Raw genomic sequence first — 25,582 nt, 5'->3', positions numbered from 1 at the left:
TCCCTTCACCTTCAGCCAGCCATATCCGCCATGACACCCACTCCTCGCATCGTCTCCGGCATGCGGCCCACCGGCCCCTTGCATCTTGGTCATTATTTCGGCGTGCTCAAGCAATGGATTGAGCTGCAGGACACGCACCAGTGCTTCTTCTTTGTGGCCGACTGGCACGCCCTGACCAGCGAATACCACGACCCCCTGCGCATCCGCGGCTTTGTTCCCGAACTGGTGATGGACTGGGTGGCTGCCGGCCTTGACCCTTCCCGCTGCACCATCTTCCAGCAGTCCATGGTGCCGGCCCACATCGAACTGCATCTGATCTTCTCCATGCTCACGCCCAACAGCTGGCTGGAACGCAACCCCACGTACAAGGACCAGCTCCAGCAACTGGCCGAGAAGGATCTGACCACCTACGGCTTTTTGGGCTATCCCGTGCTCATGGCCTCGGACATCCTCATCTACAAGCCCCAGGCCGTGCCCGTGGGGCAGGACCAGCTGCCGCACCTGGAGCTGGCCCGGGAAATCGCCCGCCGCTTCAACTTCCTGTATGGCGAAACCTTCCCCGAACCCCAGGCCCTCCTGACCCCGGCGGCCAAATGTCCCGGCCTGGACGGCCGCAAGATGAGTAAAAGCTATGGCAACTCCATCTACCTGCGCGAGGACTTTGTGGACGTGCGCAGCAAGGTGATGCAGATGCTCACGGACGTGAACCGCAAGCGCCGCGCGGATCCCGGCGACCCCGAGGCCTGCAACCTCTTCCCCTATCATGTCCTGATGACCTCCGCCGAGGATCAGGCTGCCATCCGCGAGGGCTGCGTCAATGCGTCCTGGGGATGTGTGGACTGCAAGAAAAAACTCATCGAATCCCTGGAGGCCTTCCTCACCCCCTTGCACGATCGCCGGCGCAAGCTGGTGGATAACTATGATGAGGCCTGGAACATCCTGGAGCAAGGCTCGGCAGTGGCTCGCGAAGCCTCCCAGCATACCCAGGATGAAGTCCGCCGCCGCATCAATTTCCTCGGGCGGTCGTGACCTCGGGCCGGGCCGAGGGCGCGGTCCATTCCAGGCGCACGGCTCCGGACTCGCCGGTCACGAGCAAGGGGATGCTCCGTTTCGCCAAGGCCGCCCGCACCGAAGCGGACGGAAAACCCCATTGATTCCAACGGCCCGCGCTGGCAATGGCCACCGCGGGCCGTACTGCGTCGAGAAACGCCGTGCTCAGGCTGGAAGCCGCGCCATGGTGGGGCAACACCAGCGCCGCGGCTGCCAGCCCGCCGCCCTGCGTACGCGTCATCCGTTCCACCAGCCGCTCCAGGTCCGGGCGTTCGATGTCTCCGGGCAGGATCGCCAGCGCCCGGCCCTGCCACTCCACCCGCAGCACCAGAGAGTCGGCATTGCCCGATTTATCCGGGACGCCTGATCCGTGCACCGCCGTCAGGGGAGCCAGGGAGGTCAGCCGCAGCTCCTGCGCCGGGTCCCCGAGCAGCACGCTCTCCCCGGCCACCAGCGCCTCTTCGTGCAACTCCCCTGCCGCCAAGGCTTCCTTCAGTCTGGCCTTGTCCCAGTCCGAACCGGGCTCGCCACCGTTGGAGAACACCCGTTGCGGCCCCAGGTGGCTGATGGCGTAATAGCACCCGCGCAAGTGATCGACATCATGATGGCTGATGAATACCAGCTCCAGCCCCGGTCGCCGGAGCCAGGCCAGGGCCGGCAGCACCAGACTGCGACCAGGGTCGAAGGTGCGGGAATGAAACCCGCCGCCGTCAATGAGGGCCCGGCTGCCGTCCGGTCCCTCCAAGACGAGGGCCTGCCCCTGCCCCACATCCAGGGCCGTGAGCCGCACCGTGCCGGTTTCCGGCCACACCGTCGGCCACAAACCGGCGCTCAACATAACTGCCGAGGCAGCCACCCCTGCCAGGTGCCAGGGGGAGAGGCGCCGCACCGCCGCCCAGATGGCCGTGCCGGCAAGCAGTCCCCACCAGCCCAGCCAGATGGCCCAGTGTGGCCGGATGGCGGCGTGGCTTTGCAGCACCCCCTGGCCATCCAGCCAGCGCAGGGCAGCCAGCAAGGCCTCGCCGGCAAACGCCGCCACATCCAGGCAGATCGCGGCCAGGCCCGTGCACCAGGAACACCCGGGAACCCAGCTGCTCACGCCGGTCAGCACCACACCGAACAGCGCGGCGGGGGAAACCAGCAGGTTGAGCAACGGCACCCAGACCAGATTGCTCCAGACGCTGGATTGCAACTCGCTGAAATGCCACAATTGCAGGGGCATCAGCGCCGCCTGGGCCGCCAGGGTCACTCCGGCCAGTTGCATCAGGCCGCGCCCCAGGGACCGCAACCACCCCGGCAGGCCCGGCAGGCCCGGCAACGAACACGCCCAGGATGCTGGCCCCTCGCTTCGCTGCCAGCGCCAGCCTAGTACCCCCACATACCAGGTGATCCCAGCCACCGCGGCCACGGAGAGTTGCAGGCGAAGGTCCAGGGCCATGGCCGGCGAGGCCAGCAGCAGCAACCCCACGGCCAGGAACAGGCCATCCAGCAGCGCCGCCGGCCGCCCCCGCCAGGCCAGCACAGCCCACACGCCATACATCAGCGCCGCCCGAAGCAGCGAGGGCGAGCCCCCTGCCAGCCAGACAAAACCGGCTACCAGAACACAGCCGAACAGTATGCCCCACTTCCGCCGCGGCATCCACAAATACAGGCCCGGCCTGAGCCAACCCAGCACCCAGGCCGCCCCCCAGCCCAGAAGCGCCACAAAGCCGACATTGGAACCGGACAGGGCAATGGAGTGCGCCAGGGAGGCGCGCCGCACCCGCTCCACCGTCTCCGTGGAAAGCCACTGCCGCTCGCCGAAGCTCATGGCCAGGGTCAGTGCACTGCCCTGATGCTCCAGAAGCGTGCGACGCACCCGGCGGGCCTCGGCTGGATCCGCCACGTCCTGCAGTGTTTCACCGGCCAGCAGCGCCGCGGTCCGGGCCAGCAGGGCTGCCCGCACCCGCTCGTCCCACCGGCCGGGACTGACCACGCGCACCTGCACATCGTCCCCCCGGCTGTACGCCCGGGCCACCACGCCCTGACGCTCCCACCAGCCTTCGCTGGACTGGCTGCCAAAGTTGTGGAAACCGCCCACGGGCCCGACGCGCAGCGCGGTTTCAATCCTCGCGCCGGGCAACAAATGGGGAAGCAGTTCCGGAGGTGGGGAATCCCAGGTCCAGGCCAGGCGGCCATCGAGGGAATGGGCGTGCGGCGAGACGCCCGTGAGCCGGATCTGGTCGAGGATGCAGCGCAGGCGATCATCGGGCAGGGATTCCCGCTCCAGCACCCGGGCCGAGACCTGATAGGCCGTCCGGCGTTCCATCCAGTCCGGCGGCGAGGTGTCCCAGGTCGCCAGCCAGGCCAGGGCCACGCCCAGGACAAAGGCGCCGCCAAAGGCAGCCAGCCGTTCGCGCCCATAGAGTAATTCGCGACAAAAGAGAAAGAGGACGCCTGCCGCCGGCAGTCCGGCCCAGGATGCCTCCCAGGCCAGACAACCGAGGCAGAAGGCCAGCAGGCAGGCGTGCCAGGGGAGCAGCGGCGGCAGTCGGGACGCGCACGACGCCGGGGGGCGCAGCGTGCGCGGTGCGTCACCTGTTCCCGACGCGGGGCCCTCTTTGCGCATCCACTCCTCCGAATGCTTGCCGTGCAAAACTATTCGGACGATCTATAAACATTCGCTCCAACGTTTGTCAATTTCACATCAAGCTGTTCGTAGCCCCGGTCAAGATGATAGATTCGCTGTACTGTGGTTTCCCCGGCAGCCGCCAGGCCCGCCACCACAAGCGAGGCAGAGGCCCGCAGATCCGAGGCCATCACCGGCGCGCCCATGAGCCGCTCCACCCCCCGCACCACGGCAGTGCGGCCGGAGAGCTTGATCCTGGCGCCCATGCGCATGAGTTCCTGCACGTGCATGAAGCGGTTTTCGAAAATCGTTTCCTCAATCACTCCGCTGCCTTCAGCCAGGCACATGGCGGCCATGACCTGGGCCTGCATGTCCGTGGGGAAGCCGGGATACGGCAGGGTGATCACGTCCACACAGCGCAGCCGTTTTTCCACACGCACCCGGAGGCCGGCCGCCTCATGCGTGAACTGCACCCCCATCTGCTGCAGGACGTCCATCTGGGCGTCCATGGCGTCCAGGGGGCAGTTGGTCAGGAACACATCCCCGCGGGTGGCGGCCACGGCGGCCATATAGGTGCCGGCTTCGATGCGGTCGCTCATGATGGCATACGGCGCAGGCGTGAGCCGCGACACACCCTGAATGCGCAGCACACTGGTGCCCTGGCCGGTGATTTGCGCGCCGCAGGCATTCAGGAAGTTGGCCAGATCCGTCACTTCCGGCTCGCGGGCGGCGTTTTCCAGGATGGTTTCCCCGGCAGCCAGCGCCGCGGCCATCAGCAGGTTCTCCGTCCCTCCCACCGTGGGGAAAGGAAACTGGATATGCGCACCCTTGAGGCCGCCTTCAACGCGGCCGTCGATATAGCCGGCTTCCAGCTCAAAGCGAGCGCCCATCTTCTCCAGCGCTGCCAAATGCATGTCCACAGGCCGCGCGCCGATGGCGCAGCCGCCGGGCAAGGCCACCCTGGCCCGCCCCAGCCGAGCCAGCAGCGGCCCCAGGCAGAGGGCCGAGGCGCGCATGGTCTTGACCAGCTCATACGGCGCTTCGTAGGACAAGGCTCCCGGCTGCACGGCCAGGGCATCGCCCTCGAACTGCGTCTCACACCCCAGAATTTCCAGCAGTTTGCAGGTGGTGCGGATGTCCCGCAACCGAGGGACATTGCGGAACTGCAAGGGTGCATCAAAGAGCAGCGCGGCAAAGAGAATGGGCAGGGCGGCATTTTTGGAGCCGCTGATGGCAATGGTTCCATGCAGCTCGCGGCCGCCGTGAATAACGAGATGTTCCATGGCATCCTTCAATACAAAAAAAGGTGACGTGAAGCAGGCTGGTTCTACCAATCTCTGCTTGACTTGGGAAGGCGTGGCATGTAGAGAAGTTTTCTTTCTTACGGCGGGAGTAGCTCAGTAGGTAGAGCACACGGTTGTGGCCCGTGTGGCCGTGGGTTCAAGTCCCATCTCTCGCCCCAGCATATCCAGGCGCAGCTCAGGCTGCGCCTTTTTGTTTGCCCTGGAACCGCTTCAGGAGAGGGCTGACCTCCGGCATCCGCATCGCCAGGGCTCCTAGGAGGAAGGCTCCTGCCCACAACGGGATGCACGCAATCTGCGCCACCGGCGAATCCGGCAACATGGCCTGCCCCCACAAAATCAGCACCCCCATGGCCAGACACAAGCCCACCAGCCGCACCAGCCATGGCACATCAGCCTTCGCAGACAGCGGCAGACTCCAACGCGCAAGCAGCGCCGCCTGAACCCACACGCCGCCCCCCAGAGCCAGCGCCGGTGTGAGCGGTCCAAGCCAGTGTTCCAGCAATCCCTCCAAGATGCAGAATGCGGCCACCCCGCCCAGTCCCGCAAACACAGCCACCCGGTGCCGGGCCGCGGCATAAGTCGCTGCGAGCAATGGCCGGACCAGTGCCAACCCCGGGAGCGCACAGGTCAGCCACTGGAGCATGGTCGCCGTCTGCAGCACACTTTCGTCTCCAAATGCCCCGCGACCAAACAACACCGCCACCACCGGTTCCGCCAGCAGCCAGAGCCCTGCCGTTGCCGGCAAAGACAGGAACAGGGAAAGCCGCACAGCCTGGCGCACGGTGTCGGCAAAGCGCGCCTGTTCGCCCCGGGCGTGCAGGCTGGCCAGCTCCGGCAGGGCCACCGTGGACACGGCCACCCCGGCCACTCCCAGAGGGAACTGGACCAGCCGATCTGCATAATACAGCGCGCTGGCCGTACCCACGCCCAGAGATGTGCCGCGAAACGAGGCCAGCATGAGCATTAGTTGAAAGGCCGAAGCTCCAAGCATCGCCGGCAAGAGTGCCCGCCCTACCCTGGCCGGGCCAGGCCCGCGCAACGATACCGGGCCGGCCCAGGCTGCCCCTTCCTGCCGCAGCGCCGGCCATTGCATGAGGGTCTGCCCGATCCCCGCGAGCACCAGCCCCAGGGCCAGGCAGATGCCAACATCCGCTCCGGCGAGCATCCCCGCCCCGGCCGCCGAAATCAGCACCACATTGAGCAGGCAGGGCGACAGCGCCGGGGCCAGAAACCGTCCCTGTACGTGCAGCAGGCTGATGCACACCCCGGCGGCCAGGGTGGTCAGCAGGTACGGCATGCACAACGAAAGCAAGAGTGCCGTGCGATGGAGCAATTCCGGGGTATTGGCAAATCCCGGGGCAATGACACGAACCAGCGGCTCCGGCCAGAGCATGCATCCCAGCGTGAGCGGACCGAACAGCAAAGCCGCCCAGACAAGCACCCCGCGGGCCAGGGCAAACATGGCCTCGTCGCCCGCATGAGCTTTGGTTTCTGCAAGCGATGGCGCCACAGCCATGGAGAAGGTGCCCTCGCCGAGCAGGCGGCGGAGGGCCTCCGGAATGCGGAAGGCCACAAAAAAAGCGTCGGCCAGCGGACCAGCCCCCAGGGCCATGGCCACAGCCATGTCCCGCACAAACCCCAACACCCGGCTGGCCAGGGTGGCCCCGGCCACGAGACCGGTCTTGCGCAACCGGTCCCGGGCAGCGGTTTCTTCAGCCATGGCTTTTTTCGCCCTGTTTTGGTAGAGCTTGCGCCATGAGCAAACCTGCCCTGCGCGTGTATGGCACCCTGTTCGGCGTGCCGCGCCCCATGTTCGAGGCCCTCAAGGACCGCTTCGGGTTCGATCTGGAAACCTGGAACGACGACAAGTACGAGCTGGAATATGAAGGCAACTGGTGTGATGTGGATGGCTTGGCCGAGGCCTTGCCCGACGTCATCACACCGGAAACCGAAGGCAAAATCGACGCCATCGACCAGCATGACTGGACGCTGACGCGCATTGCCGTCAAGGCCGGCCAAATCACCATCAAGACCATTTCCTGCGATGATCCGCTGGAGCGCTACCGTCAGGAATGAGCGGATGCGGCCTTACTGGGCGGCCGTGGTTTGCCGCTTGCCGGCGTTCCAGTCCACCAGCGAGATGGCTTCTTCGGGCAGCATGACCGGGATCTCGTCGCGGATGGGATAGACCATGCCCGTGGCCTCGCAGATCAGGCCATCCTCTTCGGGAGTCAGGGTCAGCGGCTGTTTGGACACCGGGTCCACCAGAATATCGAGCAGTTCCTTATTGAAAGCCATGGCGTTCCTCCTGCAGCGGGTGATGACACAGGCTGCGGCGTCCTGCAAGTCTGACGATGCGGCAGCTCCGCTTCAATGAAAAAAACGGCCGGGAGGGCGAACCCTCCCGGCCGGTACTGAGACTGCGCTTTCGCCAGGGCTAGAACCCGAATCCGTCGCTGGCCGGGCCGGAAGCGCCGAAGCCGAAGTCGTCGGGAACAGCGTTGGCTTCTTCCGCCGGAGCGTCAAAGCCGGTTTCCGCAGTGGTTTCGCCAGCGGCAGCAGCGGCGCCCACGGCCGCGCCCAGGGGCACGGAGGCCACGGCATCCTTGAGCGCCTTGGTGACGATGTCCTTGATGGTGGCATTGATGTCGTCTTCCGCCACCGGGACCATGCCCTGGAAGCCGGCCACTTGCGCCTTGAGGTCGGCCACGTCCTTGGTCAGGCCATCCACTTTGCCCTTGAGCTGGGTGGCTTCCTTTTCGAACTTCTCGGCCTTGGCCTTATAGGGCGCGAGGTCGGCCACCTGGGCTTCCATGGCGGCAACCTTGGCCTGGGCCTCGGTCACGGCCGCGGTGCTGGCGGCAATCTTGTCCAGCACCATGACGATGCCGGCCATTTCTTCGGCAGGAATGGGCTCCAGGGAGGCGTTTTCGCCGCCCAGGCGCGCGCATTCCTTCTTCAACCATTCTTCATAGATGGCAGCGGGATCCACCTTGGTTCCCATGAGGGCCGGCAGCTGGCTGCCCAGCCAGGCCTTCACCAGGGGAGCCACGAGGGTGGCTTCGCAATCGCAAAGGCTGCGTCCGGTCAGGAACTCCATGAGTTCCTTCTGTCCCGCGCCGCCTTTGCCCGTCCAGAGGGCCAGGATGGTTTCCATCTTCACCATCATGCGATTCTCAGACATTGTGGGCCTCCAATTGGAAGATGCTTAAACGCTTGCGCGGGTTAAACAGCCTTGCGGCCAAGGTACCGGGCATAGGCCAGCGCCGCCGTCCTGTAGACCATGTGTCCCAACTTGGACCAGGGCAGGTAGGCGATGAGCATGAACACCGACACCAGATGCAGATAGTACACGGGATAGGCCAGGTACTTGATGTTCGCGAGCCGCAGGAGCTGGCTGCCCATGCCGGTCAGAAACACCGTCCAAATCACGCCCAGCAGGTACCAGTCATAGAACGTGGAGACATGCTTGGTCCGGTCCTTGATGAACCGGCTCACGGTCAGGCCGATCAGGCCGACGATGAGCAGGATGGCCCCCAGGTTGGCCAGGAGCTTGACCGGGTGGAACTGCGGCATGGGCGTGTGGATGCCGTGAATGTGAATCCCCACATATGCCAGGAACACCGGCCCCCAGTGGCCCGCAGCCACGATGCCCGTGACCACAGCCAGGACAACGAAGCCGGTGAGCATGCACAGGTGGCCGATGCGGCGCAGGGTGAAGCTGCCGCAATCGCTAAACTTCTTGTGCGGCAGGATCTCTTCGGTAAAGAGTTCGATGAGCACGCGGATGGGATTGGGCTTTTTGCCGCCCAGGTACACCACCCCGCCCTCCGGGGCGAAGCTCTTGAGGAGCGTGCGCACCCCGGTGTAGAATTTGAAAACCATGAAGAAGAACACGATTATGAAGATGGGGTCGATGGTGTAGTCGCCCGGGAAGAGCGCGCCGAACACCACCTCGCCGCCTTCCAGGGGGAAGGCTGAGCCCTTGATCGAAGCCACGATGATCCAGATGACCAGGAACAGTACCGCCGGGATGCCAAAGAGCACCGGCAGGCCCTTCACCGAACTCATCAGGTTGCCCATGCAGGAGGGGCCCACGAGCTTGCGGTAGGTCATGTTGCGGATGGCGGACAGGATGTCCCCGGGATTGGCGCCGCGGGGGCAGAGGTCCGAGCAGGTGCCGCAGTTGTGGCACAGCCAGACGTCGATGTCCGTCATCAGTTTGTCCTTGAGGCCCCACTGCGCCCAGATCATTTCCTTGCGGGGATACGGATTGCCGCTGGGCGAGATCGGGCAGGCCACGCTGCAGGTGGCGCACTGGTAGCACTTCTTGACGGACTCGCCGCCAACAGCCTGGAGTTCCTTGATGAACTCCAGATCGGGGGTGATGCGAGGCATGGTGGTCATCTCCCCCTCCTTTTAGTAGCCCTTGAAGGGGTTGGGGCCGAGCTTCATGACCATTTTGAGGAAGTTGTCGATGAGGCCGGGCACCTTGTCGTATTCGTCAATGGCCAGCTCGTACTGTTCCACGCGCTCGGGTTCAATGCCGAGCTGCTTGAGCGTTTCGGCAATGTTTTCCTTGCGGCGGTTGCAGATTTCAGAGCCCTTGACGAAGTGGCACTGGTAGTCGTCGCCGTATTTGCAGCCGAGCATGATCACGCCGTCGGTGCCGCGGCTCATGGCGTCCTTGATCCAGATGGCGTTCACGGAACCCAGGCAACGCACGGGCATGATGCGCACGTAAGGGCTCCAATGCATGCCGCGGCGGGCAGCCATGTCCAGGGCCGGATAGGCGTCGTTTTCGCAAGCCATGATCAGCACGCGAGGGCCGCCCTTGTTGATGTCGTCGGGGATGGCGTACTGCTTGACCACGTCGGACATCATGCCGATGCCGTAGGTGTCGAAGCTGATGACGCGTTCCGGACAGGCGCCCATGCAGGTGCCGCAGCGACGGCAACGGCTGAAGTTCGGCTTGGGCGTGCCCTTTTCGTCGTCGTCCAGGGCGCCGAAGGGGCATTCCTCGGTGCAGCGTTTGCACTGCGTGCAGCGCACGAAGTTGAACACCGGGAAGCTCATGTCGCCAGCGCGGGGATGCACGGCCACGCCGCGGTTGGCGCTTTCCATGGCCTGGATGGCCTTGAGGGTGGCGCCGGCGGCGTCTTCCTCAGCGGAGTCCATCATCATGGGCTGCCGCACAGCCCCGGCTGCGTACACGCCGGTGCGGCGGGTTTCGTAGGGGAAGCAGATGTAGTTGGAGTCGCAGAAGCCTTCGAACAGGGCGAGGTCCGGGAAGGTCGGGCCCTGGCGGTAATCGAAGTGCAGCACGGGTTCCTTGGCCGTGGTGGGGACCATGCCCGTGGGCACGACCACCAGATCCACCAGCACTTCCAGGTCGTGACCCAGGAGCGTGTTGGTGGCCTTGACCACCACGCCGCCGTCTTCTTCGGTCACGTCGGCAATTTCGGCCTTGGTCATCATCACGCCGGGGTTGTCCTGCGCGGCCTTGTAGAAGCGCTCATGCACACCCTGGACGATCATGGAATCGTAGAAGAGGTAGGCGATGCCGTCGCCAGGGTTGGCTTCGGTCACGTAGCCGGCCTGCTTGAGGGCCACCAGGCTGTTAACGGCGGTGGCCATGGGCAGGTGCTGGTAGCCTTCCCACTGCTGCTGCTTGACTTCGGTCACTTCCACTTCGGCCTTGGGGTCGCCTTCGGCAGCCACCGTGGCGGAGAGGTTGCACTCGGCCAGGGTTTTGTAGATGGGGCCTGCGGGCTCGCACTTCTTGGGGTTCAGGATGAAGGCGACCTTCTTGGCCGGCGCGCCATTGCTGGGGCGCTTGATTTCCCCGGCCTTGGCCATCTTTTCGAACTGCGCGGTGGTCACCACGTCCTTGATCTTGCCGTAGCCCAGGCATTCCACATACTTGGTGTCCTGCGCCACCCAGCCGGTCGCCAGCACCACGGAACCGATCTTGATGGTGGTTTCCCCACCAGGGCCCTTGACCGTGGCTTCGAAGGCGCCGGGCATGCCGGAGAGCTTGGTCAACTCGCTCTTGAGTTTGACGGCAATCTTGGCATTGGCTTCCACGGCAGCGACTTTATCTTCGATGCCGGTGGGATGCGCCGTGGTGTGCGGGTACTTGAGGGGCACAGTCTTGAGCATGTTCAGGGCTGCGCCGCCGAGCTTGTCCGTGCGTTCCAGGAGCACCACATCATAGCCGGCCGCCGCGCCGTTCAGGGCCGCGCTCAGACCGGTCCAGCCGCCGCCAAGCACCAGAATGGTCTTGGTGGTTTCGAACAGTTCGGGCTGCGGGATTTTCATCTGCTTCAGCTTGACCAGGGACATGCTGATGTAGTCCTTGGCCATCTGCAACATCATTTCCGGGCCTTCCTCGCCAGCAGGGGCCAGGGAGCCATCGGGGTTCATGTATGGCAGAATGCAGTGTTCGCGCAGGTTGCAGCGTTCCACGAGCACGGTGGGGCCGAAGCGGTAGAACTCGCCGTCATAGCGGGGGGAAGCGCCGCAGACGAGCACGCCGTCGATTTCACCCTCGTCCAGGTCCTTCTGGATGAGCGCGCGGCCGGATTCGCTGGCCAGGATGGCGTGGCTTTCGACCTTGGCCACTACGCCACCCCACTTTTTCTCCACGAACTCGGTCAACGCTTCCACATCCAGCGCTGCCCCAAGGCAGGATTTGTCAAAGTAGACGCCAATCTTCTCGGGCATGATGCTGCTACCTCCCCTTCACCGAATTGATGGCTTTCATGGCCGCGCCCGTGGCAGACTGGGCGGACTTCATCACATCGAGAGGCTTCTTGGCGCACCCGGCCACGAAGATGCCGCGCTCCTCGCCGCCGATGATAAAGCCGTCCTCGTCCATGGGCACGTCGAAAGGCAGTTTGGCACCAGCCAGGCTGGGCTGCATGCCGGTGGCCAGCACGACCATGTCGTAGGCCAGCTTCTTTTTGATGCCGCTGACGGCGTCTTCCACTTCCACAATCACATCGCCGGCAGGCCCGGCAGCCACACCGGCCACCTTGCCCTTGACGAGATTGATCTTTTCATCGGCGCGCACGCGACGGAGGAATTTGTCGTAACGTTCAGGGGTGCGCATATCAATGTAGTACACCGTGCATTCGCAGTCGGGATACTGTTCACGCAAGTACAGGGCCTGCTTGAGGGAGGCCATGCAGCAGATGAACGAGCAGAAATTCAAGTGATTCTGGTCACGGGAACCGGCACACTGCACAAAGCAGATCTTTTTGGGAGCCTTGCCGTCGGAGGGGCGTTTGATGGCGCCGCCGGTGGGACCATTGGGGGAGGCCAGCCGTTCCAGCTGCATGTTGGACACGCAGTTGGGCACGTCGCCGGCGCCGAGGTTGGTCAGCTTGGTGACGTCGTAAGGCTTCCAGCCGGTGGCGATGATGATGGCGCCAACTTCCAGCTCGATATCCTTGGGCGTGTCGTTCAGGTTGATGAACGGGCTTTTGGCGAGCTTCTTGGCGTCGTCATCGGAGAGGCCGTCGGTGTCCAGCACGTAGCGGTTCGGGAAGGCGAAGGGCACGTTCATGAACAGGGGCTTGCGCGGGGCCAGGCCCAGGTTGAAGCAGTCCTTCTGTTCACCGGTCAGGCTGTCGGCCAGGGAGGCCAGATCCGCATTGGCAGCGGCCGTGTGACGCGGGGACAGCTTCACCGTGACGGTGTAGTTGCCTGGGCCACCGGCGACCTTGGCGACTTCTGCCTGCGTAAAGAATTTGACCCGGGGATTGTTCTTGATGCGCTGATACTGGATTTCCAAGCCGCAGGAAGGGGGGCAGAGCTTGGGGAAATATTTGTTGAGTTGCATGACGCGCCCGCCGAGATACGGGCTTTTTTCGACGATATAAACGTCGTAGCCGACTTCGGCGGCTTCAAGGGCGGCGGTGATGCCGCTGAAGCCGCCCCCCACTACGAGTATCGCTTGTGACATCGCACTCCTCCGGGCTGTGTTATGGCCAGACGGCAGAAAACGGCCTAGGCCCAGGCTCCGCCCGCGTTGCCGGAACCCAGGCGTAGACCATTTTTATGCAAGGCGGCTGCGGGTTGCCCCGCAGCCGCCGATGGTTCAGATCGCCGACTTAGGCGTCGGTGGGGATGATCTGGTAGTAGGTCTTCTTGAAGACCTTGGTTTCCTTCTTGGCCGGGTCGTACTTGGAGTTCACGAAGCACTTCCAGGTGGAGTCGTCCAGGCCCATGAAGTCCGCGCGGTAGTAGAAGCCAGGGTAGCGGGATTCTTCACGGAAGGCGATGTGCTGCATGTGCAGGCGAACGGTCCACAGGCGGTGGTAGTTTTCCCAGCAGCGCAGCAGTTCGTGCAGGTCGCGGGCAGCCAGCTTCAGGCTGTCTTCTTCCAGCATTTCCATCAGCCAGAAGCCGGTGTCCAGAGCAGCCTTGGAGGTGGTGTAGTAGGTGCCCACGCCGCCGCCGTATTCGTCCGTGCACTTGATCAGCCGCATCATGAAGTTCTTGGGGCTGATGTACTCGGGGTTCACGACGGGGTCGGTGGAAGCGCCCTTGCCCTTTTCGTAGTTGTAGAAAGGACGATAGATCAGGGCCTTCAGTTCGTCAGCGGATTCGGCGAATTCGGGCTTGAAGTCCTTGTGGTCAACCAGCCAGCGGACCATCTGCTTGCCGACGATACGGCCTTCAGCATGGGAGCCGGAGGAGAACTTGTGGCCGGAAGCGCCCACGCCGTCAGCGCAGGTCCAGAGGCCTTCCACGGTGGTCATGCGGTTGTAGACCTTGCCGTTGGAAGCGCGGACCTTGTAGTCTTCGGGAACCCAGGCTTCGTCCGGACCGGAAACCCAGATGCCGCAGCAGCCGGAGTGGGAGCCGAGCAGGTAGGGTTCGGTGGGCATGATTTCGGAGCCGCGTTCTTCAGGAGCGCAGTTGGTGGCAGCCCACAGGTTGGCCTGGCCCACGCACATGTCGAGGAAGTCTTCCCAGGCTTCAGCTTCGAGGTGCTTCTGCTGGGCGGGGGTCATATTGGCGAAGGAGGTCTGCAGGGCGGTCTTGGTGTCCATGTAGATGGGACCGCGGCCTTCGCGCATTTCACGCAGCATCATGTGGTTGCGCAGGCAGGTGGGGATGACGTGGCCCTTGGCGTAGCCGCGCTCTTCGTAAGGCTTGAGCATGGCACGGTTGGTGGCGCAGTAGTCTTCACCCTTGTAGTTGGTCGCCTTGGCCTTGAAGAGCAGGAACCAGGCGCCGACCGGACCGTAACCGTCCTTGAAGCGGGCGGGCACGAAGCGGTTTTCCATCATGGTCATTTCAGCGCCGACCTGAGCGCACATGGTGTAGGTGGAGCCGGCGTTCCACACGGGATACCAGGCGCGGCCCATGCCTTCACCAACGGAACGGGGGCGGTACACGTTCACCGCGCCGCCGCAGGCCACGACCATGGCGTTGGCCTTGAAGATGTGCACTTCGTTCGCGCGCAGGTTGAAGCCCACGGCGCCAGCGATGCGGTTGGGGGTGTTCTTGTCCAGGAGCAGCTTCACGATGAAGATGCGCTCCATGATGCGGTCCTGACCCAGGGCGTTCTTGGCAGCTTCCGCAACGATGACCTTGTAGGATTCACCGTTGATCATGATCTGCCAGCGGCCGGAACGGACAGGCTTGTCGCCATTGCGCAGGCTCTTGCCGGCAGCCTTGGCCTGAGCGCCGTCCAGGTTGTGGCCGTGTTCGTCCTTGATCCACACGGGCAGGCCCCATTCTTCGAACAGATGCACGGAGTCGTCAACGTGACGGCCCAGGTCGAAGATGAGGTCTTCGCGGACGAGGCCCATCAGGTCGGTGCGGACCATGCGGACGTAGTCGTCGGCGTTGTTGTCGCCAAGGTAGGTGTTGATGGCGGACAGGCCCTGGGCCACGGCGCCGGAACGCTCGAGGGCGGCCTTGTCGACCAGCATGATCTTGGCTTCGGGGGCAAACTTGTCAGCCCAGCGCACAGCTTCGAAAGCGGCGCCGCAGTTACCCATGCCACCGCCGACCATCAGAATGTCGACGCTGTGCTCCTTGACGATCGGTTCGGCGATAGCCACCCCGCGGGGGGCCTCTTTCGAGGGAATCATAGGCATTTTGGGACTCCTGAATGCGTTCTTAGTGCATCAAGTATTAATGATGACGTGCGTTAGCAGTCATGCCAATCCGCGGCTAGCGGTTGCCGCCTTCGCAAGGCAGGTCGAACCAGCACTGGGTGCTATCGGCGGACTTGATTTCGAACTTCTGACCCAGGGCAACCTGAGGGGTGGCCAGGGCAGTTTCGGTGAAGAGCAGTTCGCTTTCCAGGTCGGCCGGTTCGGGCTTGCCTTCGAAGGGCTTGATGGAACCTTCAGGCGTGGTGCGGATGGGGAACTTGAAGCGCTTCACGGAACCGTTGCGGAACTTGACGGTCCACATGATGTCTTCGGACCCGCGCAGGGGGATACAGGTGCCGCCCATGGGAGCAAAGTCGGCATACGGACGAGCCGTGATGGCGCCCTGCGGGCAGATCTTGATGCAGGAGTAGCACTCCCAGCAGGCTTCGGGCTCCTGGTTGTAGGCCCGCATTTCTTGGGGGTCCAGAATCATCAGGTCGTTGGGGCAGATGTACATGCAGGCAGTCTTTTCGCCGCCCTTGCAGCCATCGCACTTGGACGGATCCACGAACGTAGGCATGTCAAGTCCTCCACAAGTATGGATTGGTTGGGAAATTCCTCAAAATCCTCGTCCGGCGCTGCTGTTGTGCCAACACACCGTCAGCACATGGCCGACAGTGTCGTCGGCAGTAAAAAAGCAGGGGCCCCAAAAGAACCTCCCGCCTTCTTGCTTGATCGTTGCGTCCTGCAAACCGCCAACACGCCAGAGACCCCCTCGGCAGGGATCGTGCCTTGCGGCACTTGGCGGGCAATCTGCTGGAGCGAATACATTTTTACTAACCATTCCCCTCGGTTGGAAGCTCATCCCAAACGACTTGTGAGATTAGTAACAAGGTGGACGCAGACTGTCAAGCGAATCCGCATCTCTCTCTCGCCGCCTTGCGTTTTCCTGGAAGACTCGCCGTTCCTGCCGACCCCCTTGCCTTGCCCTTTTTTAAAGGGTACGCTCAATCAATCCAGGTGACAGGTGACACTCAAAACCACAGACGGCAGAATCGGACACTAGCCTCAACTGCGCGTGCTTGGCAAGAGCTTGCGACACGCTTCACAAGATACTTATGAAGATGCCATTGTTTTCGCCTTGATCCAACAATCACGCCTGCTCATCACCACTTTTTGCAATTTTGACAAAACCCCGCCCCACCCCCCAATTTAGCCAAACTCAAAAAACGCCTTGACACTTTGTGGATTTTTTCACTAATCCTGCACTCAAGTTTTCGCTGCAAACCATCCGGGTTGCATCTGCCCGCACCCAGGGTCGGGCCTGGTGCCCGGCAGGCGACACGGAAGACGGCTGCTAACCAACATCCGACAAATGAAAGAGGAGAGACGGCACATGTCCAAACTGGTTCCCCCTCACGGTGGTAAGGGCCTTGTTTGCTGCCTTCTTGAAGGCGCCGAGCTGGAAGCCGAAAAGAAAAAGGCTGCCGGTCTGAAGCAGATCACCATCTCCGACCGCGTCAAGGGCGACTGCATCATGCTCGGCATCGGTGGCTTCAGCCCCCTGAACGGCTTCATGAAGAAGGCCGACTGGAAGAGCGTTTGCGAAAAAATGCTGCTCTCCGACGGCACCTTCTGGCCCGTCCCCGTGGTGTGCGACACCGACGATGAAGCCTGCAAGGTCGGCGATGAAGTCGCCCTCGTGGGTCAGGACGGCGTGGTTTACGCTACCCTGAAGATCGAAGAAAAGTACGCCCTCTCTGAAGAAGAAAAGAAGTGGGAATGCGAATCCGTCTTCAAGGGTAACGGCGCTGACTCCCAGAAGTTCTGGGAAGTGGCTCTGGAAGATCACCCCGGCGTGCAGATGGTCATGAAGCAGGGCAAGTACAACCTGGCCGGCTCCGTCAAGGTTCTCTCCGAAGGCGACTACCGCGACAAGTTCCCCGGCGTGTACATGACCCCCGCTGAAATCCGCGCCCAGATGGAAACCCGTGGCTGGTCCAAGGTTGCCGCGCTGCAGCTGCGCAACCCCATGCACCGTTCCCACGAATACCTGGCCAAGATTGCTGCCGAAGTGTGCGATGGCGTGGTCATCCACTCCCTCATCGGCAACCTGAAGCCCGGTGACATCCCTGCCGACGTGCGCATCAAGTGCATCCAGGCCCTCATCGACGGCTACTTCGTGAAGGACTTCGTCATCAACGCCGGCTACCCCCTCGACATGCGCTACGCCGGCCCCCGCGAAGCCCTGCTCCACGCCACCTTCCGTCAGAACTACGGCATCAGCTTCATGCTCATCGGCCGTGACCATGCCGGCGTGGGCGACTTCTACACCCTGTTCGAAGCCCAGGAAATCTTTGACAAGATTCCCTACGCCAAGGATGCCTGCCCCACCCCCGGCCAGGCCCTGATCACCCAGCCGATGAAGATCGACTGGACCTTCTACTGCTTCAAGTGCGACGGCATGGCCTCCATGCGCACCTGCCCCCACACCAAGGACGACCGCGTCATCCTGTCCGGCACCAAGCTGCGCAAGGCCCTCTCCGAAGGCGCTGAAGTGCCCGATCACTTCGGCCGCAACGAAGTTCTGGACATCCTGCGCGCCTACTACGAAGGCCTGACCGAAAAGGTCGAGGTCAAGATGCAGAAGGCCGCCTCCGGTCAGGAAATGAAATAAGTTTCTGACGGTGCTGCACTGTTGATCAAGGAGCGCCCCACAGGGCGCTCCTTTTTTTTGCACCCAACTGCAAAGGAACTGGCGCTCCTCCCCCACGCCCCCTTGCCCCCCGTCGCTTTTCAAGCTAGATGCTTGTGTTCACCATGCGTCAAAACTCTACTCCTCCCCGTGATGTCGAGCGTGAACTCGCCCGGCTTGACCAGAAGCTCCTCGACTTGCTCGAAGAGCGCGCGGCCATTTTGGCCGCCATGCGCGCCGGTAAAAAAGGCCGGGCCGCCATGGAGCAGCACCTCGAACAGCGCCTCTGGCAGGCCTGGGAAGAACGCGCCGGGCGCGCCATGGGCGACAAGTCCCGCTGGCGCACCCTGTTCACCCTGATCCAGGACCTCCCGGCAGCCCGCCAGCCCGAACCGGGCGAATCCACCGCCGGGTTCCAGCTGTATCCCAAACCCACCGCCTTCAACGCCGAGGTGCTGGCCCCGGCCGGCGTCTGGGAATCCCAGTGCTGGGCCGCCCTGGCCGTGCAGTGCTCCCGCCGGGCCCAAGTCCGCGGCGTGGCCTTCAACGCGGCCCTGACCTATCTGGTCAAGGCCCTGAACCACGCCGGCGCCACCATCCGCTGGAACAATGACACCCTGACCAGCGAAGGCGGCAGCATCAAACTCGATGGCAAGGCCCTCTTCGTCGGCGATGACGCCCTGGGTTGCTACTTTCTCCTGTTCCTGGCCCTGGGGCAGCACATCCGCCTCCGCGTGACCGGCGATACCGGCCTCAAGCTGCTGGATTTGTCTCCCGTGGCGCGGTTTCTTACCGGCTTCCAGGCCCGGCTCACCCCCGTGGTCCCCGGTTCCAAGGGCCTGCCCGCCCGCCTGGAAAGTGCCGGCCTGCCACCGGCGGCAGTGCAGCTGCCTTCGGATCTGCCCCCCGAGGCCCTGCTGGCCCTGGCCATGGCTGCTCCCTCCTATGAGGAGGGCATCTCGATTTCCTGGAAAGACGCGCAGTTCGAGCCTGTGGCTGCCCGGGCTGCCGCGGTGCTCTCCCGTGTGGTGGAGGGCGTGGTGCATACACCGGGCAATCTGATCATCCCGCGCGCCGAACCCGGCCTGCCGCCCACGGCCTCCCTGCCCATGGATCCGCTGCTGGCCACGACCCTGCTGGCCATGCCCTTGTGCCATCCGGCGGGCGGCGAAATGGCCCTGCACGGCGAATTCCCTGCGCACCGCACCCCCTGGAACGCCGGCCTGGCGCTGCTGCGGGCTGCCGGTGCAGACCCGGCCATCGGACCTACCATGACCAGACTGACGGCCAACACCTCCGCTGCCCCCGCTGGAGGCGGCGAGATGCTGCTCGACACCCAGGCTGAGCCGGCGCTCTTCCCCCTGTCCTTTGCCCTGGCCGCGGCCCGCATGCTGCAGGACAAGGGACCGACCCGGCTCTCTGCGCCCCCGTCCGACCAGGACCGTCAGGCCTGCGAGGAGCTTTCGGCCCGGTTGGGATTGCGCCTGGAGTTTGCCAACGGCGACGCTGGCTTGCGCATTGCCGGCCGCATGAGCGAGGCCGGCGCGGCCACCCCCTGGCTGGCCCCCACCGCCGCCTGGGGACTGGCCTATGCCTGCCTGAGCATGGCCCGCCCCGGTCTGGCCCTGGCCAATCCCGGAGGCGTGACGGAATTGCTTCCGAGATTCTGGAATCTTTTCAACACCCTGCCGCAGCCCCCCAAGGATGTCCTCCTGGTGGCGCCGGCCCCCACGGACGAGGAGAACGCCGATGACGGTCGTGGACGAAAACGACGCATCAAACTTCGCGGAGATATCACGCCTCCGTGAGGAAATAGCGAATCTTGAATCCGAAAAGCGCGCCGCGGAAACGCGGGCGCAGCAGCTGCGGGCATCCGAAAACCCCGCGCTGGGCGTCTATTTTGCCCAGGAAATCTTCCAGGCCCAGCAGGAAAAGCTGCGTCTGGAGGTAGAAATCAAGCTGCGCAAGAACAAGATCAACCGCCTGCAAATGGGCTGGGACGGCTTCGAAGTCGCCCAGCCCCCGTCCTTTTTGCAATAGCTTCAACCTTCTACCCCACCCCCGCCATGCCCAAAAACCTCACGCAAAAGATCATCGCCGCCCACCTCCTGGACGGTGCCATGGAACCCGGCGCGGAAATCGGCCTCAAAATCGACCAGACCCTCACCCAGGACGCCACCGGCACCATGGCCTATCTGCAGTTCGAGGCCCTGGGGCTGGATCGGGTCAAGACCGAGCTTTCCGTCAGTTACGTTGATCACAACACCCTGCAGATGGGCTTCCGCAACCCGGACGACCACCGCTACCTGCGCACCATCGCCAAAAAATACGGCATCATCTTTTCCCCCCCCGGCACCGGCATCTGCCACCAGCTGCACCTGGAAAACTTTGCCAAGCCGGGCAAGACGCTCATCGGCTCCGATAGCCACACCCCCACTGCCGGCGGCGTCGGGGCGCTGGCCATGGGCGCGGGCGGCCTCTCCGTGGCCCTGGCCATGGCTGGCGAGCCCTATCACATTCCCATGCCCAAGGTCCTGCGTGTTCACCTGACCGGCAAGCTCACGGGCTGGGCCTCGGCCAAGGATGTCATCCTGCACCTCCTCGGCGTGCTGACGGTCAAGGGCGGCGTGGGCAAGGTGCTGGAATACACCGGCCCTGGCGTGGCCACCCTTTCCGTGCCCGAACGCGCGGTCATCACCAATATGGGTGCCGAGCTCGGCGCCACCACCTCCATCTTCCCCAGTGACGAACGGACCCGTGAGTTTCTGATCAGCATGGACCGGGCCGAAGACTTCACCCCCCTGGCTGCCGACGAGGGCGCAACCTACGACGATACCATTGAGGTGGACCTCTCCACCCTGGAGCCCCTGGCCGCCCAGCCGCACATGCCCGACCGCGTGGTGCCTGTGGCCAAGCTGGCCGGGCTCAAGGTGGATCAGGCTGCCATCGGTTCCTGCACCAACTCGTCCTACGCCGACATGAAGTCCGTGGCCCTGCTCTTCTCCGGCAGGCAGGTGGCCGAGCATACGGATACGATGATCTCCCCCGGTTCCAAGCAGGTGGTCAAGCTCCTGGCCCGCGAAGGGTTGATCGAACCCATCGTGGACGCCGGCGCGCGCCTGCTGGAGGCTTCCTGCGGCCCGTGCATCGGCATGGGCGGCTCGCCGGTTTCTGCCGGGGTGAGCGTGCGGACCTTCAACCGCAACTTTGAAGGTCGCAGCGGCACCCAGGATGCCCAGGTGTATCTGGTCAGCCCGCTGACAGCCGCCCAGTGCGCCCTGCGCGGCGAGTTCTCCGACCCCGCCACCTGGGGCGAGCCGCCGACGGTGGATCCCCTGCCCAAGGACGCGCCCTCCATCCGCTCCCTGTTCCTCTTCCCGCCGGCGGATGGCGCCGGGGTGGAGATTGAACGCGGTCCGAACATCGTGGCCCTGGAGCAGTTCCCCACCCTGCCCGAGACCATCGAAACCACCATCCAACTGAAGGTGGATGACAACATCACCACCGACCACATCCTGCCGGCCGGTGCCCAGATCACCGCCCTGCGCTCCAACATCCCGGCCATCAGCGAGTACATTTTCAGCCGGGTGGATGCGGGGTTTGTGGGCCGGATGAAGGACCGCGCCGCCAAGGGCGTGGCCAAGGCCTGCGGCGGCGTCATCGTGGCCGGGGAAAACTACGGCCAGGGCTCCTCGCGGGAACATGCCGCCCTGGGGCCGCGGCACCTGGGCGTGTGCGCCGTGGTGGCCAAGTCCTTCGCGCGCATCCACCGCGCCAATCTGGTCAACTTCGGCATTCTGCCCCTTCTGCTCGTGAACAAGGAAGATTACGACAAGCTGGCCCAGGACATGACCATGTCCATTCCCGCGGCGTCCATCCTGCCCGGCGGAGAGATTTCTTTGCAGGTCAATGGAATGGGGCTCATCCCGGTGGTCAATGACCTCTCCGCGCATGAGCTGGCCGTGATTCGCGCCGGCGGGCTGCTCAACTTCGTCCGCTTCGCCCAGGCCTCGCAGGCCTAAGGAGTTACGGGTTTCCGTTATGATGGAATTTATTCGTTCTTACGCCCATTCCTGGATCATCAAGATCCTCTTCGGAATCATCGTCATCGTCTTCGTCTTCTTTGGCGTGAACAGCTTTAACGCGCCCAGAGCCGACGTGGTGGCCACAGTAAATGACACGCCCATTCTGGCCAGGGACTTCATGCGCACCTATGAGCGCGCCGTGGAAAGCCTGCGCCGGAACAATCCGAATCTGGATCAGGCGGCCCTGGCCAAAATGGGGGTGCGCAAGGAAGTGCTCATGCGGATGGCCACGGATCTGCTCATGCAGCAGGAGGCCAAACGCCAGGGGCTGACCGTGTCTGACGAAGAGCTCAAGCAGACCATCATGACCATGAGCTACTTCCATAATGATCGCGGCCAGTTCGATCCAGCCATCTATCGCGCCCTGCTGGCCCGTCAGAATGTAAGCACCAGGGAGTTTGAGGACGAAACCCGCAGCAGCATCCTGGCCCGCAAGCTGGAAGACGCCGTCTCCGCCGCCGCAGCCATGACCGATGCCGAAACCAAGGACTTCTTTCTCTTTACCCGCATGCAGGCCGTGATGGATTATGTGGCTGTGCGCGCTGCCGATCTGCTGGGTGAGGTGAATGCCACGGACGAGGAGATCGCCGCCTGGTACGCCCAGCGCAACGAGACCTTCCGCACCGCGCCGCGCATGGAACTTGCCGCGCTGCTGTTCACCCCTGCAGCCCTGGCCCGCAACGAAACCATCACCCAGGAGCAGGCCCAGGCCTTTTACGAATCCAACAAGGGTCGCATGTTCACCCAGGAGGAGCGCGTCCGCGCCCGGCACATCCTGCTGCGCGTGGAACAGAACGCCACCCCGGCCGAAGCTGGGGACGTGCTGCTGAAAATGCGCGACATCAAGGCCCGGCTGGAGAAAGGTGAGGATTTTGTCGCCCTGGCGCAGGAATTCTCCGACGACACCTCCAAGGTTGTCGGCGGCGACCTGGGCTGGTTCGGCCGTGGGCAGATGGTGCCGGAGTTCGAAGCCGCGGCGTTCTCCCTGCAGCCCGGGCAGGTCAGCGAGCCCGTGCGCACCAGCTTTGGCTACCACCTGATCAAATGCGAGCAGCGCGAGGAAGCAGGCGCCAAGAGCTTTGACGAGGTCAGGGATCAGGTCGTCGCCCAGCTGGCTCAGGAACAGGCGGCCGGCCGTGTGGCCGATACCCTGGATCTGGCCCTGGAGAAGATTCTCGCCGGCGAACAGCTGGACGCCATCTCCAAGGATCTCGACGTCCCCCTGGAGACCACTCCCCTGCTGACCCGCGAAGAGGCCCTGGCCCGCTTCAACATGGAGCCCGACGCTACCGACTCCCTCTTCATGATGGAAGACGGCGAGGTGTCCGACGCGCCCCTGACCCTGGCTGACGGGTTCATGCTCGTGCGCGTCAAGCAGAAGACCCCTGCTTCCGTCAAACCCCTGGCCGAGGTGCGTGAGGAAATTGCCGCCCGCATCAAGCAGGAAAAGGCCCTGGCCCTGGCCAAAACCCGCGCTGAAGCCCTGGCCAAGGACCTGCGCGCCCAGCCAGACAGCCATGCCGATCTGGTCCGCAGCACCGCACCGTTTGGCCGCTCCGAGGCCATCCCCGAACTGGGCGCTTCCGAAGCCCTGCTCAAGGCTGCCTTTGACGCCGAAACCGGCGTCTGGCTGGAGACGCCTTTTGCCCTGGACGACGGGTATGCCGCCATCCGCGTGGCCAGGCGCATCCCGCCGGAAGACTCCCAGTGGGACGCCGAAAAGGAACTGTGGAAGGAACACCTGACGCAGATCAAGCAACGTGAACTGGTGGAAGCCTACCTGACCACCCTGCGCGAAAACGCCAACTTCGCCATCACCAACCCAACGGTGATCGAATAGACACGGTGCCCTGGCAACAGAAGACGCCCCGGGACGGACCACCGTCCCGGGGCGTTTTTTCGCCACCGCATCCGCACAAATCCCCGCACCAACAGGTCAGCGATCGCCCCAGCAGTCACCGGGCAGCCGGCGTTCCTCCACCTGCACCTGCGTTCCCAAGACGGTCAGGACCGCATAGGAACGCTGCCCGGCCCTGGAGGCGCAGAGCGACCCGGGATTAACCACCAAGACTCCACCGGTCTGGACTGTCAGAAATCGATGCGTATGCCCAAAGCACGCCACGTGGACACCGGTGCCGCCCGGCGCATGCGCCCCGAAGGCCTCGGCCACGCGCGCCGGGTGCCCCTGCAGCTCGGCATGCCCGTGCGCCAGGCCAAGGACCACCTCGCCGGCCTGCACCGTGGCGCGCCAGGGCAGGTCGTCGTGCATGACCCAGGGGTCGGAATTTCCCAGCACGCCGTGGAACCCGGGGTGCTGCAACAGATAGTGCAGCATGGGTTGCCCGGCGTAGTCGCCGCAGTGCAGCAAGAGGTCCGCGCCTGCCAGCTCGGTTTCGTAAAAATGTTCGAACCAGGGCGTGGGGCGTTCCAGGTGGGTATCGGAAATCACGGCAATGCGCATGGCCGTATCTTGCCTCACGACCCAACCCCATGGCAAGATGGATATCGCAGGGAGGGAATTCTTGAAGTCACCTATCAAAACGGCGTTGGTTCTCTGCGCACTCGCGCTGTTTGCGTTGCTTGTGGGTCTGGAAGCCGCGGCACGTCTGCTGGTCAGCGATGCCTGCCTCACGCCCCCGCCGCCCGCGGAGGTGGATCCCCAGCGCCCCAATCCGTTCATGTGCTGGGCCAACCCCTGGGGATACGTGCTCATCCCCGGCGCGCGCTATACCCAGCGCATCGGCGATCTGCGCATCGCATATGCCGTCAATGCCCAGGGCTTCCGTGGTCCGGCCATTCCTCCGCACGGCGCATTGCCCCGGCTGATCATGCTGGGGGACTCCTTTTGCGAAGGGCACGGCAGTCCCTGGGAGGAGACGTTCGTCTCCCGTCTGGCCCGTTCCGAAGCCACCAACGGCTGGGAAACCATCAACGCCGGGATACTCGGGGCCTCCCCGCTGTATTACGCCGCCAATCTGCCACGCTACCTCGCCCTCAGGCCCGATGCGGTCGTCGTGCTTCTCAATGATAACGACCTCTGGGAAGACCGCGTGTACGCCACCCTGCACCTGCAGCTGCCCCGCCTGCTGGCTCCTGACCGGCTGCTCGCCGGACACAGGCCGCCTCTGCTGGAGCATTCGCGTGCCTACCGCGCCCTGCAACGCTGGCGAACCGCGGACCAGCCCTCCCCGGTGGAGCAGCTGATGGTCCAGCACGCCCTGACCGACACGCCCTACCCCCCTGGCATCGACACCCCCCGTCAGGAACATTATCTGGCCCAGCCCGGCGAGTTCGACCTGCGCTGGGAACGCAGCAAGGCCTATCTGGACATGATGGCCGACGGGTTTGCCGCCCATGGCGTGGCCCTGCTGGTGGTGCAGTTATCCTGGCGGTTCCAGAATCCGACCCTGCCGCCGGCCTTTCGCGAGCAGGCGCAAGAACTGACCCGGCGCTATGCGCAATGGACCCAGGCCCGGGGGCTGCCGTTTCTGGCGCTGAACGATCCCGTGTACGACGCCATGACCCGGCACGGGTACGAGGCCCTGGCCATCAGGGATGATGACCACCCCACCCCGCCGGGGCACGAACTGCTGGCCGCGCTGCTGGGTCCCTGGCTGCAGCGCACGCTCGGGGATGTCCTGCCCCAGGGGCCTGCAACACCAGCCGCCGCAGCCGCCCTGCCCACCACCAACTAACCTGCCTGCTGATTCGGACCGTGCCCC

General features: G+C 63.9%; 19 protein-coding genes and 1 tRNA gene. 9 read left to right on the top strand and 11 right to left on the bottom strand.

The window, feature by feature from the left end; all coding sequences use genetic code 11:
- Window positions 1–30: 30 nt before the first annotated feature.
- Window positions 31–1,029, top strand: coding sequence for a tryptophan--tRNA ligase (trpS, locus tag ACYQ00_RS06880; RefSeq protein WP_460031397.1), 999 nt, complete (start codon window positions 31–33; stop codon window positions 1,027–1,029).
- Here the strand turns inward: trpS and ACYQ00_RS06875 are convergent.
- Both ACYQ00_RS06875 and murA read right to left on the bottom strand, forming a co-directional pair.
- On the bottom strand, window positions 1,007–3,658 hold the full coding sequence (locus ACYQ00_RS06875) for a DNA internalization-related competence protein ComEC/Rec2 (RefSeq protein WP_460031396.1): 2,652 nt from the start codon (window positions 3,656–3,658) through the stop codon (window positions 1,007–1,009). The two genes, trpS and ACYQ00_RS06875, sit on opposite strands and share 23 nt — an antisense overlap.
- A 29-nt stretch (window positions 3,659–3,687) precedes the next feature.
- Entirely contained in the window at window positions 3,688–4,941 is a 1,254-nt protein-coding gene (gene murA / locus ACYQ00_RS06870; protein ID WP_460031395.1) for a UDP-N-acetylglucosamine 1-carboxyvinyltransferase, read from the bottom strand.
- A gap of 103 nt (window positions 4,942–5,044) precedes the next feature.
- Here murA and ACYQ00_RS06865 point away from each other — a divergent pair.
- A tRNA-His gene (locus ACYQ00_RS06865) sits at window positions 5,045–5,120 on the top strand.
- A gap of 17 nt (window positions 5,121–5,137) precedes the next feature.
- Here ACYQ00_RS06865 and murJ read toward each other — a convergent pair.
- Window positions 5,138–6,682, bottom strand: coding sequence for a murein biosynthesis integral membrane protein MurJ (gene murJ / locus ACYQ00_RS06860; RefSeq protein ID WP_460031394.1), 1,545 nt, complete (start codon window positions 6,680–6,682; stop codon window positions 5,138–5,140).
- Between the two features lie 35 nt (window positions 6,683–6,717).
- Here murJ and ACYQ00_RS06855 point away from each other — a divergent pair, with 35 nt between their 5' ends.
- On the top strand, window positions 6,718–7,038 hold the full coding sequence (locus ACYQ00_RS06855) for a hypothetical protein (protein WP_460031393.1): 321 nt from the start codon (window positions 6,718–6,720) through the stop codon (window positions 7,036–7,038).
- 12 nt (window positions 7,039–7,050) lie between these two features.
- On the opposite strand, the gene ACYQ00_RS06850 is transcribed toward ACYQ00_RS06855, so the two are convergent.
- The 7 genes from ACYQ00_RS06850 to aprB form a co-directional block, all read right to left on the bottom strand.
- Complete coding sequence (locus ACYQ00_RS06850; protein ID WP_460031392.1) at window positions 7,051–7,260, bottom strand: Trm112 family protein; 210 nt, start codon at window positions 7,258–7,260, stop codon at window positions 7,051–7,053.
- A 139-nt stretch (window positions 7,261–7,399) separates the two neighbouring features.
- A complete protein-coding gene (locus ACYQ00_RS06845; RefSeq protein ID WP_460031391.1) occupies window positions 7,400–8,146 on the bottom strand; it encodes a hypothetical protein in 747 nt (248 codons plus the stop codon).
- A 41-nt stretch (window positions 8,147–8,187) separates the two neighbouring features.
- Window positions 8,188–9,369, bottom strand: coding sequence for a quinone-interacting membrane-bound oxidoreductase complex subunit QmoC (qmoC, locus tag ACYQ00_RS06840; protein ID WP_460031390.1), 1,182 nt, complete (start codon window positions 9,367–9,369; stop codon window positions 8,188–8,190).
- A gap of 12 nt (window positions 9,370–9,381) precedes the next feature.
- Complete coding sequence (locus ACYQ00_RS06835) at window positions 9,382–11,688, bottom strand: hydrogenase iron-sulfur subunit (protein WP_460031389.1); 2,307 nt, start codon at window positions 11,686–11,688, stop codon at window positions 9,382–9,384.
- Window positions 11,689–11,695: 7 nt separating this feature from the next.
- A complete protein-coding gene (locus ACYQ00_RS06830) occupies window positions 11,696–12,931 on the bottom strand; it encodes a CoB--CoM heterodisulfide reductase iron-sulfur subunit A family protein (protein ID WP_460031388.1) in 1,236 nt (411 codons plus the stop codon).
- 148 nt (window positions 12,932–13,079) lie between these two features.
- Window positions 13,080–15,080: an adenylyl-sulfate reductase subunit alpha gene (aprA, locus tag ACYQ00_RS06825; protein ID WP_460031387.1), complete on the bottom strand. Its 2,001-nt coding sequence runs from the start codon at window positions 15,078–15,080 to the stop codon at window positions 13,080–13,082.
- Window positions 15,081–15,156: 76 nt separating this feature from the next.
- On the bottom strand, window positions 15,157–15,660 hold the full coding sequence (aprB, locus tag ACYQ00_RS06820; protein WP_460031386.1) for an adenylyl-sulfate reductase subunit beta: 504 nt from the start codon (window positions 15,658–15,660) through the stop codon (window positions 15,157–15,159).
- Window positions 15,661–16,476: 816 nt separating this feature from the next.
- Between aprB and sat the strand changes: the two genes are divergently transcribed.
- The 5 genes from sat to ACYQ00_RS06795 all read left to right on the top strand — a co-directional run bounded on the left by sat (window position 16,477) and on the right by ACYQ00_RS06795 (window position 23,700).
- Window positions 16,477–17,757, top strand: coding sequence for a sulfate adenylyltransferase (gene sat, locus ACYQ00_RS06815; protein ID WP_460031385.1), 1,281 nt, complete (start codon window positions 16,477–16,479; stop codon window positions 17,755–17,757).
- A 143-nt stretch (window positions 17,758–17,900) separates the two neighbouring features.
- On the top strand, window positions 17,901–19,583 hold the full coding sequence (locus ACYQ00_RS06810) for a 3-phosphoshikimate 1-carboxyvinyltransferase (RefSeq protein WP_460031384.1): 1,683 nt from the start codon (window positions 17,901–17,903) through the stop codon (window positions 19,581–19,583).
- The gene (locus ACYQ00_RS06805; RefSeq protein WP_460031383.1) at window positions 19,525–19,815 is read left to right on the top strand and encodes a hypothetical protein; all 291 of its coding nucleotides are present in this window, start codon (window positions 19,525–19,527) and stop codon (window positions 19,813–19,815) included. The genes ACYQ00_RS06810 and ACYQ00_RS06805 overlap by 59 nt, the downstream gene beginning before the upstream one ends.
- 26 nt (window positions 19,816–19,841) lie before the next feature.
- On the top strand, window positions 19,842–21,797 hold the full coding sequence (locus ACYQ00_RS06800) for an aconitate hydratase (RefSeq protein WP_460031382.1): 1,956 nt from the start codon (window positions 19,842–19,844) through the stop codon (window positions 21,795–21,797).
- A gap of 19 nt (window positions 21,798–21,816) precedes the next feature.
- A complete protein-coding gene (locus ACYQ00_RS06795; protein ID WP_460031381.1) occupies window positions 21,817–23,700 on the top strand; it encodes a SurA N-terminal domain-containing protein in 1,884 nt (627 codons plus the stop codon).
- A 96-nt stretch (window positions 23,701–23,796) separates the two neighbouring features.
- Here ACYQ00_RS06795 and ACYQ00_RS06790 read toward each other — a convergent pair whose 3' ends face one another.
- Entirely contained in the window at window positions 23,797–24,339 is a 543-nt protein-coding gene (locus ACYQ00_RS06790; RefSeq protein ID WP_460031380.1) for a metallophosphoesterase family protein, read from the bottom strand.
- Between the two features lie 43 nt (window positions 24,340–24,382).
- On the opposite strand from ACYQ00_RS06790, the gene ACYQ00_RS06785 reads away from it, so the two are divergent.
- Window positions 24,383–25,555 carry an SGNH/GDSL hydrolase family protein gene (locus ACYQ00_RS06785; RefSeq protein ID WP_460031379.1) on the top strand — a complete coding sequence of 391 codons (1,173 nt, stop codon included), beginning with the start codon at window positions 24,383–24,385 and terminating at the stop codon, window positions 25,553–25,555.
- Window positions 25,556–25,582 lie beyond the last annotated feature (27 nt).

This window comes from Megalodesulfovibrio paquesii, from assembly GCF_054653055.1.
The sequence above is the reverse complement of the archived record's forward strand: the minus strand, read 5'-3'. Positions and strand labels throughout refer to the sequence as shown.